General features: G+C 61.1%; 15 protein-coding genes and 1 tRNA gene. 12 read left to right on the top strand and 4 right to left on the bottom strand.

The window, feature by feature from the left end; all coding sequences use genetic code 11:
• Nucleotides 1-133 precede the first annotated feature (133 nt).
• Nucleotides 134-595 carry a transcriptional regulator NrdR gene (nrdR, locus tag RPE78_RS02460; protein WP_339107914.1) on the top strand — a complete coding sequence of 154 codons (462 nt, stop codon included), beginning with the start codon at nucleotides 134-136 and terminating at the stop codon, nucleotides 593-595.
• The gene (gene ribD, locus RPE78_RS02455; RefSeq protein ID WP_406721142.1) at nucleotides 595-1,683 is read left to right on the top strand and encodes a bifunctional diaminohydroxyphosphoribosylaminopyrimidine deaminase/5-amino-6-(5-phosphoribosylamino)uracil reductase RibD; all 1,089 of its coding nucleotides are present in this window, start codon (nucleotides 595-597) and stop codon (nucleotides 1,681-1,683) included. The genes nrdR and ribD overlap by 1 nt, the downstream gene beginning before the upstream one ends.
• On the opposite strand, the gene RPE78_RS02450 is transcribed toward ribD, so the two are convergent.
• The 3 genes from RPE78_RS02450 to RPE78_RS02440 form a co-directional block, all read right to left on the bottom strand.
• On the bottom strand, nucleotides 1,680-3,680 hold the full coding sequence (locus RPE78_RS02450; protein ID WP_406721141.1) for a capsular polysaccharide biosynthesis protein: 2,001 nt from the start codon (nucleotides 3,678-3,680) through the stop codon (nucleotides 1,680-1,682). The genes ribD and RPE78_RS02450 overlap by 4 nt on opposite strands.
• On the bottom strand, nucleotides 3,680-4,783 hold the full coding sequence (locus RPE78_RS02445) for a polysaccharide biosynthesis/export family protein (protein WP_406721682.1): 1,104 nt from the start codon (nucleotides 4,781-4,783) through the stop codon (nucleotides 3,680-3,682). The genes RPE78_RS02450 and RPE78_RS02445 overlap by 1 nt, the downstream gene beginning before the upstream one ends.
• A 124-nt stretch (nucleotides 4,784-4,907) precedes the next feature.
• A complete protein-coding gene (locus RPE78_RS02440) occupies nucleotides 4,908-6,194 on the bottom strand; it encodes a capsule biosynthesis protein (protein WP_406721140.1) in 1,287 nt (428 codons plus the stop codon).
• A gap of 229 nt (nucleotides 6,195-6,423) precedes the next feature.
• Here RPE78_RS02440 and RPE78_RS02435 point away from each other — a divergent pair, with 229 nt between their 5' ends.
• The 4 genes from RPE78_RS02435 to nusB are packed head-to-tail and all read left to right on the top strand — an operon-like array spanning nucleotide 6,424 to nucleotide 9,223.
• Nucleotides 6,424-7,029 (top strand): riboflavin synthase, encoded by a 606-nt coding sequence (locus RPE78_RS02435; protein WP_339107909.1) that lies wholly within the window; start codon nucleotides 6,424-6,426, stop codon nucleotides 7,027-7,029.
• Nucleotides 7,026-8,165 carry a 3,4-dihydroxy-2-butanone-4-phosphate synthase gene (gene ribB / locus RPE78_RS02430; RefSeq protein WP_406721139.1) on the top strand — a complete coding sequence of 380 codons (1,140 nt, stop codon included), beginning with the start codon at nucleotides 7,026-7,028 and terminating at the stop codon, nucleotides 8,163-8,165. The genes RPE78_RS02435 and ribB overlap by 4 nt, the downstream gene beginning before the upstream one ends.
• Nucleotides 8,166-8,177: 12 nt before the next feature.
• A complete protein-coding gene (locus RPE78_RS02425; RefSeq protein ID WP_339107907.1) occupies nucleotides 8,178-8,729 on the top strand; it encodes a 6,7-dimethyl-8-ribityllumazine synthase in 552 nt (183 codons plus the stop codon).
• Entirely contained in the window at nucleotides 8,726-9,223 is a 498-nt protein-coding gene (nusB, locus tag RPE78_RS02420; RefSeq protein ID WP_339107906.1) for a transcription antitermination factor NusB, read from the top strand. Before RPE78_RS02425 ends, nusB begins: the two co-directional genes overlap by 4 nt.
• A gap of 60 nt (nucleotides 9,224-9,283) precedes the next feature.
• Here the strand turns inward: nusB and RPE78_RS02415 are convergent, their stop codons facing one another.
• The gene (locus RPE78_RS02415) at nucleotides 9,284-9,676 is read right to left on the bottom strand and encodes a hypothetical protein (protein WP_406721138.1); all 393 of its coding nucleotides are present in this window, start codon (nucleotides 9,674-9,676) and stop codon (nucleotides 9,284-9,286) included.
• A 284-nt stretch (nucleotides 9,677-9,960) separates the two neighbouring features.
• Here RPE78_RS02415 and RPE78_RS02410 point away from each other — a divergent pair, with 284 nt between their 5' ends.
• From RPE78_RS02410 to RPE78_RS02385, 6 genes are all read left to right on the top strand, one after another.
• The gene (locus RPE78_RS02410) at nucleotides 9,961-10,287 is read left to right on the top strand and encodes a hypothetical protein (protein WP_406721137.1); all 327 of its coding nucleotides are present in this window, start codon (nucleotides 9,961-9,963) and stop codon (nucleotides 10,285-10,287) included.
• Between the two features lie 93 nt (nucleotides 10,288-10,380).
• Nucleotides 10,381-10,845 carry a GNAT family N-acetyltransferase gene (locus RPE78_RS02405; RefSeq protein ID WP_339107904.1) on the top strand — a complete coding sequence of 155 codons (465 nt, stop codon included), beginning with the start codon at nucleotides 10,381-10,383 and terminating at the stop codon, nucleotides 10,843-10,845.
• 239 nt (nucleotides 10,846-11,084) lie between these two features.
• A tRNA-Arg gene (locus RPE78_RS02400) sits at nucleotides 11,085-11,162 on the top strand.
• Nucleotides 11,163-11,485: 323 nt separating this feature from the next.
• On the top strand, nucleotides 11,486-13,675 hold the full coding sequence (locus tag RPE78_RS02395; protein ID WP_406721136.1) for a TonB-dependent receptor domain-containing protein: 2,190 nt from the start codon (nucleotides 11,486-11,488) through the stop codon (nucleotides 13,673-13,675).
• 228 nt (nucleotides 13,676-13,903) lie between these two features.
• Nucleotides 13,904-14,425, top strand: a complete 522-nt coding sequence (locus RPE78_RS02390; protein WP_406721135.1) for an RNA polymerase sigma factor — start codon at nucleotides 13,904-13,906, stop codon at nucleotides 14,423-14,425.
• A gap of 9 nt (nucleotides 14,426-14,434) precedes the next feature.
• Nucleotides 14,435-15,370, top strand: coding sequence for a FecR family protein (locus RPE78_RS02385; RefSeq protein WP_406721134.1), 936 nt, complete (start codon nucleotides 14,435-14,437; stop codon nucleotides 15,368-15,370).
• The last annotated feature ends 37 nt before the right edge of the window (nucleotides 15,371-15,407 follow it).

Here is a 15,407-nt window from a genome sequence, read left to right as displayed (position 1 = left end):
ACAGGTTCCGCCTTCCCGTATTTGGTAGACGCACTTTATGGCTACCCAATGATTCGCGTCTCGCCTATAGTCTTGTGGATAAGTGGGGCATGAGACCCCATAGAGGCGGATTTTACAGGAAAAGGGGGACGCGATGCGCTGCCCGTTTTGCGGAAATGTTGATACCCAGGTGAAGGACTCGCGTCCGGCCGAAGATCATGTCGCGATCCGGCGCAGGCGTTTTTGTCCCGCATGTGGCGGACGATTTACGACCTATGAGCGGGTCCAGTTGCGCGATTTGGTGGTGGTGAAGACCTCCGGCAAGCGTGAGGATTTCGACCGTGACAAGCTGGAGCGTTCCATCCGGATCGCCATGCAGAAACGTCCGGTCGAGCCGGAACGCCTTGACCAGATGATCTCGGGTATTGTGCGGCGGCTGGAAAGCATGGGCGAGACGGATATCCCCTCCAAGACAATCGGCGAGATTGTCATGGAAGCGCTCGCCCGTATCGACACGGTGGGCTATGTCCGCTTTGCCAGTGTATACAAGAATTTTCAGGAAGCGGATGATTTCGACAAGTTCGTATCGGAACTGCGCCCGGGCGCGCCGGACTGATGCAGCCTGACGAACGATTCATGCGGTTGGCCTTGTCGCTTGCGCGGCGGGGTCTTGGCAATACATGGCCCAACCCTGCGGTGGGCTGCGTGCTGGTCAAGGGGGGCGTCATTGTCGGTCGGGGCTGGACCCAGCCGGGAGGCCGCCCCCATGCCGAGCGCCGCGCATTGGCGCAGGCAGGCGCGGCGGCCCGAGGGGCTACGGCCTATGTCACGCTGGAACCCTGCTCGCATTATGGCAAGACCTCCCCCTGTTCGCTGGCCCTGATCGAGGCCGGTGTGGCGCGGGTGGTCTCGGCGCAGACAGACCCCGATCCGCGGGTTGCCGGACGCGGCCATGCGATGCTGCGGGCGGCGGGGATTGCTGTCACGGAAGGCACATCGGAGCCCGAAGCGCGGGCGCTACAATCCGGTTTTCTGTCACGGATCGAACATGGGCGGCCTTGGCTGGCCTTGAAGCTGGCCACGTCCTTCGATGGCCGGATCGCCCTGTCCAACGGGCAGAGCCAATGGATCACCTCGGCGCAGGCGCGTGCCCATGTGCATGCGCTGCGCGCCGAGTTCGATGCGGTCATGGTCGGGGGAGAGACGGCCCGCGCCGATGATCCGCTTTTGACCGTGCGCAATTTCACGCCCGTTCAGCAACCCGTGCGGGTGGTTGCGGCCTCGCGGCTGGACCTGCCGCGCGCCCGATTGGCCGGTTCGCTGGATCAGGCGCCCCTGTGGCTGGCACATGGGCCGCAGGCCCCTGAACAGGCGTGCGCCTATTGGCAGGGGCGCGGGGCCAATCTGTTCCAAGTGCCGCTTGCCGAAGGCGGGATGGACCCGCATGCGCTTTTGCAGGCGCTCGGGGCGGCTGGGCTGACGCGGGTCTTCTGCGAAGGGGGCGGGCGCTTTGCCGCCGCGCTGATGCGCGCGGGGCTGGTGGACGAGCTGATCGGCTTTACGGCTGGGATGGTTCTGGGCGGCGATGGCCGTGCCGCGATCGGTCCGATGGGGATCGCGCAGTTGGCTGGGGCACCGCGCTACCGGCTTGTCTCTCAGCGCGAGATCGGCGGCGATGTGCTGCATCGCTGGCGGCGCGATTAACGGCGGACCGGTTTCGCAAGATCCTGCAGCCTCGACAGGAGGCGAAGGGAAAGCCCTGTGCGCAGAGGCTGGGCCAGCCGCTCTACCGCGATTTCGGGCGGACAGGGCAGGCCGGTCAGCGGGTCCATATAACGCGGATAGGCAATCAGCGCCGCATGGGCCAGTTGCCACAGGTCGGGCCGTGCCTGACGGCGTGGGGGCTGTGGCATCAGATCGCGGGTCAGGCCCCAGCCCGCATAGAAGGGCATCCCCAGACAGGTCACAGGCTTGCCGCGCAGAAGGGCCTCGAACCCCATCAGCGAAGTCATGGTCCAGACTTCGTCACAGGCCTCGATCAGCGCAATCCCGTCGGTCTTTTGGCACACCAGATCGGCCAGCCGCGCCAGATCATCGGCGGGCACGCTGCCTTTGCGCAATCCCGCCTCGACATCGGGATGTGGCTTATAGATGATCACGGCATCCGGATTTTCGGCACGGGCGCGGGTGAGCAGGGCCAGATTGCTGCCGGTTTCGGGGCTGCCCATGCGGATCGAGGCATCATCCTCGACCTGACCGGGCACAAGGATGCGATGGCCGCGCGGCAGGGCGGGGGCGGTGCCTGCAAGATTGTATTTCGACAGCCGCGCCTTGCGGATGTCGCGCAGCAGCCGCTCGATGCGCAGCCGGTCGTGATCCGGCAGCGGTTGCGCGATCAGTGCTTCCAGATCGGAAGGGGTGGTCGGGTCATAATAGATCCCCTGCCGATCCGTCACCAGAGACAGGGGGGGCGTCAGCTTGGCCCCCAAACCGCGCGAGCGTAAAAAGCCGTCCTCCATCCGCCACGCGCCGGTCGGGCGGTCGGGCTTGCTGGCCCAATGGACAGGCTGGCCCGCGCCTGAGCCTGAGACCGCGCCTGAGCCTGAGCCAAAGCGCACCGGCCCGTATCCGCCATAGAAGCGGCGCAGGTGTTTGTGTTTCCAGCGGCTCATGCCGGTCATCGCATAGCCGTGGCCGTCCTCGCGATAGGCGCGGGTCTGGGCGGCAAGCTGGTCCACCGCCTCTTCGAAGCTGCACAGGCGCGCGCGGCAGGGGTCGAACCATGTGGGCGCAAGCAGATGCGAGACGGCAAAGATCTGGGCACGTGTCAGGCGGCGCTCGCGCCGTGGAGGCGGGGCCTCGTCTTGGCTCAGTCCCCATCCGGCATAGAAAGGCTGGCCGAAAACGCGGGGGCGGTGCCCTGCAAGAATGGCCTCGTAGCCCATCAGGGACGACACGGTATAGACCGCGATCGCCCCCTCCAGCAGCGCCCAAGGGGAATGGGGGGCGGTGACAATCTCGGTCAGGGCATCGCCATCTGCGGCGCTGTAATGCCCGGCCCTGAAGCCTGCGCGGGTTTCGGGATGGGTCTTGATCAGGATGCGGGCCTTGGGGTTTTCGATCCGCGCCACGGCCAGCATTTCGCGGAAGGTGCGGGCGGAGGCCGCGCCATGCGTGATCGAGGCATCGCCCCGCGTCTGGTCGATGACCAGCACATAGCCCGGAGCGGGGGGCGGCAATGCGATGTCGAAATCGTTGTATTTCGAGAGGTCGAGCGCCTTGAGGCGGGCGATCCCCTGCCGTGCGCGTGCCAGAAGCGCCGCGTCATCCAGAGCGGCTTTCTGCAGCAGTCTTTCGATCCGCGAGGGGCGCGCGCCATCGAAATGCACCCCGACAGGGTCGATGATCAGCCCCAAGGGGGGCTCTCCTGCGCGCCCCGTGCGGACCGAACGCAAAAACGCATCTTCCAGCCGGATCAGCGTTGCGCCGGTTCGCGCGGCGACAGCCTCGCCGCGATTTGCATAGGGCGAGCGCCCCCAGACCACGACCCCGTCTTCGGCGCGGGGCAGGCCCAGATGCAGGCTATGGCCTGCCGCCTTCAGAATGTGGCGCAGACGCGGCTGACGCAGAAAGCCGCCGTTATAAAAGAAAAGCCGCCGGGGCACCCCGGCGGCCATATCCTCTGCATCAGACAGCGGCATTAATTGGCCAGATTGCTGATCGTATTGACCGGACCCAGCGACCCTGTCAGCGCCGAAAGCGTTTTCGACCATTGGACATAGGGCGCTTCGGTCACATAGACGGTATCGCCGTCACGGATGGCGAAATCGCGCGCCATGAACATGCCGTTGGGCTCGGTCAGGTTGAGCACATAGACCATACGCTGATCCCCCACGAGGTCATCGCGGCCCAGCACGGCGCGGGCGATCTCTTGCGGTTCGTTGCGGAACACGAAGACACCGGTCGGGTCGGCGGTCTGCGTCTGCAGGCCTCCGACGGTGGCAATCGCCTCAAGCGCGGAAAGGGTTTTGGTTTCGAAGGGCACGCGGGCTTGCGTGCCGGTCGCGCCGAGTGCGGTAAAGGCGCGGGTGTCCTGTTCCACAAGGATCTTGTCGCCATTGCGCAGCGCGATATCCATCTGTGGATTGTCGTAAAGATCCGACAGCCAGACAGTGCCGCTCTGGCCGTTTTTGCGCGTGACGGTGATTTTGGCGATATCGGGGTTGATCGACACACCACCGGCGCGGGCAATCATGGCCGAAAGCGTGCGGGTCGGGCGTTCGATCGCATAGACACCCTGACCGCCAATGGCACCGGTCAGCGACACGGTCGACCCGTCGCCTGCCACGCGTGACACGGCCACCTGCGGATCGGGGGTCTGGGCATCCAGCTTTTCGGTGATCAGGCGGCGCAGCCCGTCGGGGGTGTTCCCCGCCGCCTTGATACGGCCTGCATAGGGCACGAAAATATAGCCTGCGCCATCCACCTGCACCTCGGTGAGCTGGGTGGCGTTGGTGCCTTGCTGGACCAGAAGCCCGTCATCGACGTTTTCCCAGATGGTCAGCGAGAGCGTATCGCCGGCATTGATGGTATCCGACCCCAGAACGCCAGCGTTGCGGAAGCTCGAGGAGAATCCCAGAGCCGGCTGGACGGCGGTTGCGCGGGCAACATGGTCATTGACCGAGACGATGAAAGCATCGCCCTTGCGCATGACCGAGCCTGCAAAGATTTCACGCTTGTTCGGGCCCGAGCGCGGCAAAGCGCAGGCGGCCACGCTGAAGACCAACGCAGACAGAACCAGCACACGCGTGGCTTTGGAAAAATTCGTCGTCACTGCTCGAGCTCCTCTTTCGGGATGCTTCTCATAGATATGCGTTATGCATTTTGACGGGCAGCGTGGCAGAAAGCCTGAGTAAAATCCAGTTGTGTCACTTGATTACGCGCAACTGTTGCCGTGGTGCCGCTGTTCCCGAGGTCAGGGCGTCGTAAGGGTCTTCGGTGGAGAGCATCATATCCACGACCTGCCGCAGCAGCGTGCGCCGCCCCTTGGCGGAATAGAACCCGCCCGGAATCTGGCTGGTTTCCAGCAGATAGTGGCGATAATCGCGATAGGCACGGGTATCGGGGCGTGCGGGGGTCGCGAAGAATTCGGGCAGGGGCTGGGTCGAGACGAATTCGGGTTTGTCGAACACCGCCCGCCCGAATGCCTTGAGCGGCAATCCCCGCCAGAGCACCTGCTGCGCTGCGGTCGAATTGACGGTAACGGCAGAGCGCGCTTGCGCCAGAAGATTGGCCAACTTGCCGCCGCGCACGAAATGCACGCGCCCCCTGAGCCCGTAGCGGGCAACGCCCTCGCGGATGGCGGCCTCGATGGGCGCGCGCCCGTCTTCCAGCGGATGGGCCTTGAGCACCAGATGGTGGTGCGAGGGCGCCCCTTCGGCAAAGCCCTTCATCACCAGATCCAGAAATTCGGTCTGGCTTTTGAACGGGGAATGCATGACAAAACTGCTGTCATGTTCCAGTTGCATCAGAACGAGGTGATAGGGAAAGCCGCCATATTTCACCTGAGAGGTCGCGATCCAGCGCTGCACCATATGCAGGGGCATGCGGGTCATGCGGCGCAGATAAAGGCGGAATTCGTCCAGCACGCTGACCCCGCGATGGGGGCGGAAATTGGGCCAGCGCCGCGCCCCCTTCATCACAAGGAAATGGTAGAGCGCGCCATAGAAGACATGCTGGCGCATATCTCCCCAGCGGGGCGGGGCATCGGGGAAGTCGATATCGGATTGAGCAAGGGCTGTGCGCATCTCGGCCACGCCCATGTCCATCAGCCGCGAATGCCCGTTCGAGCCGCCGCGCTCGTAGGTGACCCAATAGGGGCGCAGATAGCCTTCCTCGAAGACATGCACACGCAGGCCCTGCGCCCGTGCGGCAAGGATGGCCTGCGCGTGGATGGCGCGGGTGTCGCCATATAGCACGATATCGGTGATCCGTTTTTCCAGAAGCAGGTCCGAGACCGCTTCGGGCCAGTCCTCGGCTTTGCCCTGCCACGGGATGAAGCGGGCATCATCGTTCCAGAAGGCGGCATCCCCGCCGTTGAACCCCACACGCCAGACCGTGGCACCGGCGCGGCCCAGCATCTCGCCCAACTGGCGGAAGAAGGGGCCGTGCGGCCCTTGCAGAAGCAGGAAATGACGGTTGTCAAACAGGGGCATAGGCGGGACGGGTCCGGAACTGGTGACAGGCGGTACAACGGAGAATCGCGACAATTCCCTTGGGTAAGGTGAATATGTGTCATAAATCGGGCGGCTTGTAGATTATTATTTAGACATTCCGCCCGAAGGCGCGGTTGTGCCCAGATGATGTGCACATATGTAACGGCAGCAGTTCTTGCACCGCCCCCCTTGCCAAGTTAGGGGAAAGGGGACCGAAAAGGAGATCAGGATGTTCACCGGGATCATTACCGATATGGGCGAAGTTCTTGCGCTGGAACAGCAGGGCGACCTCTGGGCGCGGATCGGCACCTCTTACGATGTCGACACGGTGGATATCGGCGCGTCCATCGCCTGTGACGGGGTCTGCCTGACCGTGATCTCCAAGGGGAAAGACCCGCAGGACTGGTTCGATGTGCAGATCTCGGCGGAAAGCGTCGCCAAGACCAATATCGGGCGCAATTCCTGGCATGTCGGGCGCCGTTTGAACCTGGAGCGCGCGCTGAAGGTGGGCGACGAGCTGGGCGGCCATATCGTGGCGGGCCATGTCGATGGCGTGGCCGAGATCGTGTCGATCCGCGACGAGGGCGACAGCTCGCGCTTTACCTTCCGCGCGCCTGATGATCTGGCGAAATTCATCGCGCCGAAAGGCTCGGTCACGCTGAACGGCACGTCGCTGACGGTGAATGAAGTGTCGGGCGCGGAATTCGGGGTGAATATCATTCCGCATACCAAGGAAGTGACGACATGGGGCGCGGCCAAGGCCGGTGACCCGATCAATATCGAGATCGATACGATGGCGCGTTACGTCGCGCGCCTGCAGGAGTGGAACGCATGAGCGAGATCAAACCCGTAGACAAATCCGGCACCCATGATGTTCCGGGCCCCGTCGAGGAAAGCTATCGCGAGGCGATCTCTTCCATCGAGGAAATCATCGAGGATGCCCGCAACGGGCGCATGTATATCCTTGTTGACCACGAAGACCGCGAGAACGAGGGCGATCTTTGCATTCCTGCGCAGATGGCGACCCCCGATGCGATCAATTTCATGGCGACCCACGGGCGCGGGCTGGTCTGCCTTGCGCTGACCTCGGATCGGGTGGATGCGCTGGGGCTGCCGTCGATGGCGGCCTCCAACAGCTCGCGTCAGGAAACCGCCTTTACCGTCTCGATCGAGGCCCGCGAGGGGATCTCGACCGGGATCTCGGCGCATGACCGTGCGCGCACCGTGTCGGTGGCGATCGACCCGATGAAAACGGGCGCCGATCTTGCCTCGCCGGGCCATGTCTTTCCGCTGCGCGCCCGTGATGGCGGGGTGCTGGTGCGGGCAGGCCATACCGAAGCCGTGGTCGATGTCTCGCGTCTGGCGGGGCTGAACCCGGCCGGTGTGATCTGCGAGGTGATGAAGGAAGACGGCACCATGGCCCGCCTTCCCGACCTGATCGCCTTCGGCCAGAAATACGGCATCAAGATCGGTACGATCTCCGATCTGATCGCCTATCGCCGCCGTTACGATAACCTTGTGACCCAGACGGCCCAGAAACCCGTGACGTCGGTGCATGGGGGCGATTGGGCGATGCGCGTCTTTACCGACGATCTGGAGGGCGCGGAACATATCGTGCTGTCCAAAGGGGATCTGACGGGCGGGACACCGGTGCTGGTGCGGATGCATTCGCTGGACCCGCTGGGCGATGCGCTGGGTCTGGTGCCGGGACGCGATGGCGATATCGGGCGCGCTCTGGAGGCGATTGCCGCCGAAGGCCGCGGTGTCTTTGTGGCGCTACGCGATCCGGGAATGAAATTGCCGCTGGTGGGCGAAGACAGCCCCAGCACGCTGCGCCAATATGGTCTGGGGGCGCAAATTCTGGCAGCCCTCGGCCTGTCGAAAGTCGAGCTGCTGACCAATTCCCCCATGCCCAAAGTCGTCGGGATTGATGGCTACGGGCTCGAAATCTGCGCGACGCGTAAATACTGATAGGACAAGACGATGGCCGAATCCGAGACCCATTACACCCTTCCTGCGCCAAGCTTCGACAAGCCCGTGCGTATGCTGATCGTGGTGGCCCCTTATTACAAGGAGATCGCCGATAATCTGGTCAGGGGCGCGCGCGAGATGGCCGAAAGCTGTGGCGCGGTGGTCGATGTGATCGAAGTGCCGGGTGCGCTGGAAATTCCGACGGCAATCAAGCTGGCCGCCCGTATGGCCGATTACGACTGTTTCACCGCTCTTGGCTGTGTGATCCGTGGCGAGACCACGCATTATGAGACGGTCTGCAACGACAGTTCGCGCGCGATCCAGTTGATGGGGCTTGAGGGGATCCTGATCGGCAACGGCATTCTGACGGTGGAAAATTACGAACAGGCCGATGTCCGCGCCGACACCGCGCGGTCAAACAAAGGTGGCGGCGCGGCTGCTGCGGCCTTGCATTTGCTGGCTCTATCGCGCAAATGGGCGAACCGGACAAAAGGGATCGGCTTCCGCCCGCAAGGCGAGTCGTTCCGCATTGCCGGTGAAGCCGAAGGAAACCAGACCGCATGACCGAAGATATGCCCGCCGAAAAACCGCGCAAACCCTCGCTGGAGGAGAAGCGCCGTATGAAATCCGCAGCAAGGCTGTATGCCGTGCAGGCTCTGTTCCAGATGGAAGCGGGCGGGCTGTCTGTTGATAAGGTGCGGGCAGAATTCGAGAATTTTCGCTTTGGGGCGGTGATCGATGATGTCGAGATGTCCGAAGGCAATGTGGATCTGTTCCGTCGCATCCTCGATGATGCGGTGATGTGGCAGGGCAAGATTGATAAGGCCACCGATAAGGCGCTTCTGGAGAGCTGGCCGCTGAACCGGATTGATTCGGTTCTGCGGGCGCTGTTCCGTGCGGCAGGGGCCGAGCTGGTCAATCCGGCGACACCGCCGAAAGTTGTGATCAATGAATTCGTCGAAGTCGCGCGCGCTTTCTTCCCCGATGGTCGCGAGCCGAAATTCGTCAATGCGGTGATCGACAATATGGCCCGCCAGCTGCGCGACGATCTGGTCTGATCGCCCCTGAGGCAGAATGACAAAGCCGGAGCATGCCTCCGGCTTTTTGCATTTCGCGGGTTAGATCTGCGGGATCTGCAACAGGTGGTAGTCATAAAGAAGATAGGCCGAGAGGCAGATCAGGGCGATGCAGGCCAGATTGATCACGATAGCGGCTTTAGCTGTGATCCGGCGTTCGAAATAACGCTCGAGGTCGCTGGTGAAATAGAGACAGGGCAGGGCAATCAATGCCGCCGAAGGGACGATTGAGGCGTTGATCTCATGATAGCCTGTCCAAGGAGTATAGAACATCGTCCCAGGCGGCCCGCCCGAGAAAGTTACCACATACACCCAATTCCAAAGCGTTACAGGCAGAAGAACACAAAACGCAGCGATTGTGATCAGCTTTTTGTGCCGATAGCGCAGTCCAGCGATCGAGAGTATCAGCGGTACGACCAGCAGGAAGATCGCCAAGAGGGCGACCTCGAAATGAGACGTAAGCAGAACCCAGCCTGCCGAGAAGGGGAAGCTGCAGAGGGTTGCGTAAAGCATGAGGGGAAGCAGCTTCATGCTGCAGATGAAACGAGAGGGTGACATATTTTCGAATTCTTAGGGTGTAAAAGGTTTTGCGCTTGGGCCATTGAAGAATCTCACAAAATGTAACGAAGAAGCGTCTAATTTCTAAGCAAAAACAAAATCGGCTCTTGGTTTTTGAAATTGATGCGTTACATTGAATGTAACAACCGGAGGGAGCTGTCATGCCGCAACTCGTTCGTCTGTATATCCGTAACGTCCTGTTCGGATTTGCCCTTGCTGTTGCCTTTGTCGCAACGCTCCTGGCCTTTAACGTGGCCAATCTTTGGCAGCTAGTCTCGACCTCGGATATGGGCGTTCTGGCCGTAGTGATGCTGGTGGTTTTCAACACGATCGTTTTTGCGGGCGTGCAATTCGCGATCAGCATCATGGCGATGGCCGAGGATAAGGATATGCCGGCAGGTGGTCTGCGTCAGCACGATATGCAGTTGCAGCCGATTCCGGTTCGGGTTGACCCGCCAAGCCGTCTGCAACGCCAGCTCCGTCGCTGAGATATCCCTTTGTTCAAATTATAGGGCGCGCCTTGCGGTGCGCCTTTTTGCTGTGCAAAACTGGACGGGCAATGTTCGGCAGAGGAGGCGGATATGATTACCATTTTGCGTGAACATCCGGTGCAGGAAAATCTGGCGCTTTTGCATAAGCGACATTCCGACGCGATGCATGCCGATACACCTCCTGAGTCAATCCATATGCTGCCGCCCGATGCGCTGGCGGCACCGCAGGTCCGCTTTTTCGTCATGCGTCAGGAAGGCCGGGCAATTGGCATGGGGGCGTGGAAGGCGCATTCTGCCACGCTAGCGGAACTGAAATCCATGCATGTGCTATATGAAGAGCGCGGGCGCGGTCTGGCCCGTATGATGCTGCGCCACCTTCTGTCCGATATCCGCGAGGCGGGCTTTGCAGAAGTGCGGCTGGAGACAGGGTCGCAGGAAAGCTTTTCCGTTGCGCGTGCCCTGTACGAATCGGAGGGCTTTGTGACCTGCGATCCTTTCGCCGATTACCGCCTTGATCCGATGAGCGTCTATCTGGGACTGTCGCTGCACGCCTAGCCTTGTGTTTCGCACAAGACTTGCCGTGCTGGCAGGTCTTAGGGGCTGGGGCGCATTTGCGGGCGGGTCTAAAACAAGACCCGTGGCAGGCGATCTGCTGCATGGGGCAGGCCTGCGCGGTTTCCCAGCTCATGGAACCCAGAGGTCCAGTTCCGGTGGGGTCCATTTCTGGCGGGGATCCTTTTCCCTTGGCAAGTTGACAATATGCGCGTTTTGTCTGATACGCTTTGAGAAAGTGCGGGCCGTTAGCTCAGCTGGATTAGAGCAGGGAACTTCTAATTCTCAGGTCGGGGGTTCGAGTCCTCCACGGCTCGCCAAAATTCCTCTTTTCTGCAAAGAGACCCGAGTGGCTGACGCTTCGTGTCTTTGCGCCCCAAAGGGCCTCTGACGTCTATCGGGTTCCGGTCGTCGCGGGGCACAATCCCTGCGGTTTTTCAGAAAATTTCAAATTCAGGCTGAGGTGGCGGGCTGTGGCAGACGTCTATTCTCCAGCAACGCTCGTATGTCTGCGCGCGCGAAGATTTTGAACTGGGACCTATCCATGAAACTGAGCCGTCTTTCCTGCCGCCCTTATAGCCGTTTCTGCGCGAGTCTGGGTTTTCGAGTCATGGCGTCCACGGCCATACTCGGGGGGGCTGCCGTGATTTCGCCCGCAGGGGCACAGGTGACAGTGTCCTATGCGATTGCGCCGGGTCCGCTTGGGTCCGTGCTGACGCAATTCGGTCAGGCATCGGGGCTACAGATTTTCTATCCGGCGGATCTCGTTCGCGGGAAACGGTCATCGGGGGTTTCGGGGGCGCTGTCGGTGGATGCCGCTTTGGCAACTGTCCTGTCGGGGACGGGCCTTGTGTTCCAGTATACCAGCGAGAGCACCGTGACGCTTGTCGGCAATACGGGGGCGGGCACTCTCGGGGACGATGGCGCGGTGGCGCTTGATCCGATTCTGGTCGAGGGGGGCGGTCTTGCGCCTGCAACGCCGAATTCCGCGCTGATGTCGGATGATCCGCGTCTTCAGGCGGGGACAAAAACCGTTGTGACGGCAGAAGATCTGGCAAATAGCGGCAATACGAATGTGGCCGAGGCGATGAAAAGCGTGCCGGGCGTATTTGTGACAAATAACCAGATCAACATCGGGGGGGCGGGCACCGATTACACCAAGATCATGATTGATGGTGTGCCGGTCACCACAGAGGAACTCAAGCAGAAGGGCGCATCCTATAAAGGCGATCTGGAATGGGTGCCGATGGATGCGATCGCGCGGATCGAGGTCATTCAGGGGCCGGGGGCTGCGCTTTACGGGTCCGGCGGTATCGGGGGGGTGGTCAATATCATCACCAAGAAGGACGATCAGGAGCGGCTGAAAGGCGCGCTTACGGCAGAATATTACGCCGCAACCGGTGGTGAGACGGGATCGACCAAACGTGTCAGCGGCTCTGTCTCGGCACCTCTGGTCAAAGGCGCTCTGAGCATGTCTTTATGGGGTGATTTTACCCGCCATGATGACGATGAAGATGGCGGGCAGCGCGAAAGCAAGGATCTCAAGGCACGGGTCCACTGGCGCCCTGATGATGCGCAGGATCTGACATTCGAAATCGGCCATTCCGACCAGAGCTATATGAAAGATACCGCAGAGGATGACGGTCTTAACGGGGTTGTCCGTGATACGCTGTCCCTGCGCCATAGCGGACAATGGAGCTTTGGCGAGGAGGCCCTGAGCCTGTTCTGGGAAAAATCGACAACGGATCTGGCGGTCAGCAATACCGATACCGTCACCACCTTGCAGCAGTCGGAAGACTATCGGACCTATGGTCTGGAAGGCACGCTGACCGATACCTACACGCTGGGCGGCATCGACCATGCGGTGGTCTTTGGTCTTGAGGCGTCGCATGCGCGGCTGGCAGATGGCGGGCAGGGGAGCCTTTATTACAGCCCCGATGGCAGTGTTGCCGGCGGGGGAAGCACCTCGGATATGACCAAGCTCGGCCTTTATGCCAAAGACCAGATGTCGATCACCGACCGCTTCCGCATCGATACCGCATTGCGCTATGACTATAACAGCATCTACGGCGACCATCTCTCGCCGGTGGTGAATGCGGCCTATGACATCACTGATGCGCTGACCTTCAAAGCGGGGATTGGCAAGAGCTTCAAGGCACCCAATCTGCGCCAGTCGAATGAAGACTACCTCTATGCCGAATATAAGGCCAATCGCGGCATTATGACCTACTGGCTGGGAAATGACGATCTCAAGCCGGAACTGGCCACCAATTACATGGCCGGTTTCTATTATGATCAGGGGCCGATCACCGGCAGCGTCAGCGGTTTCCTCAATAACATTACCAACCGCATTCAGGGCAACGAGATCGGCACGTTCAACGGTGTGCGGGTCAAACAATATGTCAATGTCAACGAAGCCCGCACGAGCGGGATACAGGGCAATCTGAACTATGCGCTGAGCGACAGGCTGCAATGGAATACCACATTCTCGAAACTGCTTGAATCCAAAGACCTTGCAAGCGGGTCGGTGCTTTCGGAAGAGCCCGATATCAAGATCCATACGGAACTGTCATGGCAGGCGACGGACCGGCTGATGCTGACCGGCTCGATTGACCATTATGGCAAGCAGGTTGAAGTGACCGGCGAGGATAGCAGCGGTGAAGAACGTATTCCGGCCTATACCGTGGCCAATGTTCTGGCCAAATACACCCTGACGGACCATGCCTCGCTGAAAGCAGGGGTCAATAATATCTTTGATGAACAGCCCGACACCGATGCAGATTACACCGAGGATTCCCGCACCTACTTTATCTCGGCATCGCTTGATTTCTGACCGGAATACCGGGGCATGGCAGAGTGCCTGTCAGAGTGTTTTTGTCGGGAATTTCGGTCGAAAATCTTGCAAACAGGCTTATGATAAGATAGCACATAGAAACCGGAGGAGCCTGACGCCACTTCAAACATTCGGGTGTTCTGGTGTCCAGCTTCCTTGCATCTTCAGGCAGGTCCGTGTCGGGTGTCGTGTCCCTTTCTCAGGGGGGCGCGTCAGGGCGATTGTGCCATGCCGGATGATCTCTCCCGTCGAAAGATACTCGGGGTTTTTCTGTCCAACTATCGGGCGATAACGCGGCGGGTGGCGGCAAGGTTGGGCAGTCCTGCGGATGCGGAAGATGTCCTTCAGGAAAGCTGGTTCAAGCTCCAGCGGCTAGGGGACGCCTCGCATGTCGCGCATCCGGCTTCCTTCGTCCATAGCGTGGTCAATAACGTCGCGAATGACTTCCTGCGGGCGCATAGCACGCGGGTGCGATACGAAACCGCACCGGAGATGGAGACCCAAAGCCGCCACGTGCCCTCGACGGAACAGGTCTATGATTACGCGCAAAGGCTGCGCAGGCTGCAAAGGGTGATCGCGTCCCTGCCACCGCGGCAAAGGCAGGCGTTCACGCTCCATAAGTTCGACGGGTTGTCGCATTCGGAGGTGGCTGCGGAAATGGGGATCAGCCGCAGCGCCGTCGAGAAACTGGTGATGAAATCCTTGCAGCGATGCCGTGACGAATTGGCAGGCGATCTACAGGAAGATTAGGACACGGATGTGACGCATGTCATGAAGGAAGAGAACGCTGTGAAATCCGAGGCCCTTCATTGGTTCGTGACGCTCCATTCCAAAGAGGCGACAGAACAGGACCGGCAGGCTGCGGCGCATTGGTTGGCCCAAGATCCTGCGCATCGTGCCGAGTTCGAGGCCCTTGGGGATGTCTGGCGGGCTCTGGATGATGTGAAGGATCTTCCGGCTCCGGTGTTCCGAAGGCCGGTCAGCGCCAGTCGACGGGCCTTTCTTTCGTCAGGTCTGGCGGCAGGGTTTGCGGCGGCAGGGCTGGGCTATGTGCACCACCGAATGGCCGCGCCGGTCCTGCAGGAGACCGGAATCGGGGAAATCCGTTCGGCGCAGCTCAGCGGTGGCACCGCAGTGGATCTGGATGCCGGAACAGCGCTTGCCGCCGAAGATCACGGCGGCGGCTGGCTGCGTCTGCGTCAGGGCCGCGCGCGGTTCCGCGTGGCCGAGAACGCGTCGCCGCTGCATCTGAAAGCCGGGCATGTCAGTCTGCAGGCGGGGGCAGGGGCGTATCAGCTGCATCTTTGGAAACATGCGCTGGCCGTAAGTGTGCAGGAGGGCGAGGCCCGTCTGGCGCATCCCCATGCGGGCGATCTGAAGATTGGCAGGCACCAGCAGGTGCTGCTGGAGGGCCATCACTGGGGCGCATGCCAACAATGGAGCCCGCAGACCGGAAATGCCTGGATGTCGGGGCGGTTCATTTTCGAGGATCAGCCTTTGGGCAGGGTTCTGGACGACCTTGGCCGCTATCGGCATGGCAAGGTGATCGTGATGGAACAGGCGCTGTTGCAGCTGCCTGTCAGCGGCGTCTTTGCCACACATCGCCCCGAGGACGTGCTCGCCGCCATCGAGGCAACCCTCCCCGTCAGACGCTACGCGCTGACCGACTATCTTGTTGTCTTGCGCGCGGCCTGAGGGCGGCGGGCATGTGTCCGGCACATCCCCGCTGCGC

Origin of the sequence: Thioclava litoralis, from assembly GCF_045278885.1 — a bacterium.
Lineage (GTDB): Bacteria > Pseudomonadota > Alphaproteobacteria > Rhodobacterales > Rhodobacteraceae > Thioclava > Thioclava litoralis.
This window is presented reverse-complemented; position numbering and strand designations above follow the sequence as displayed.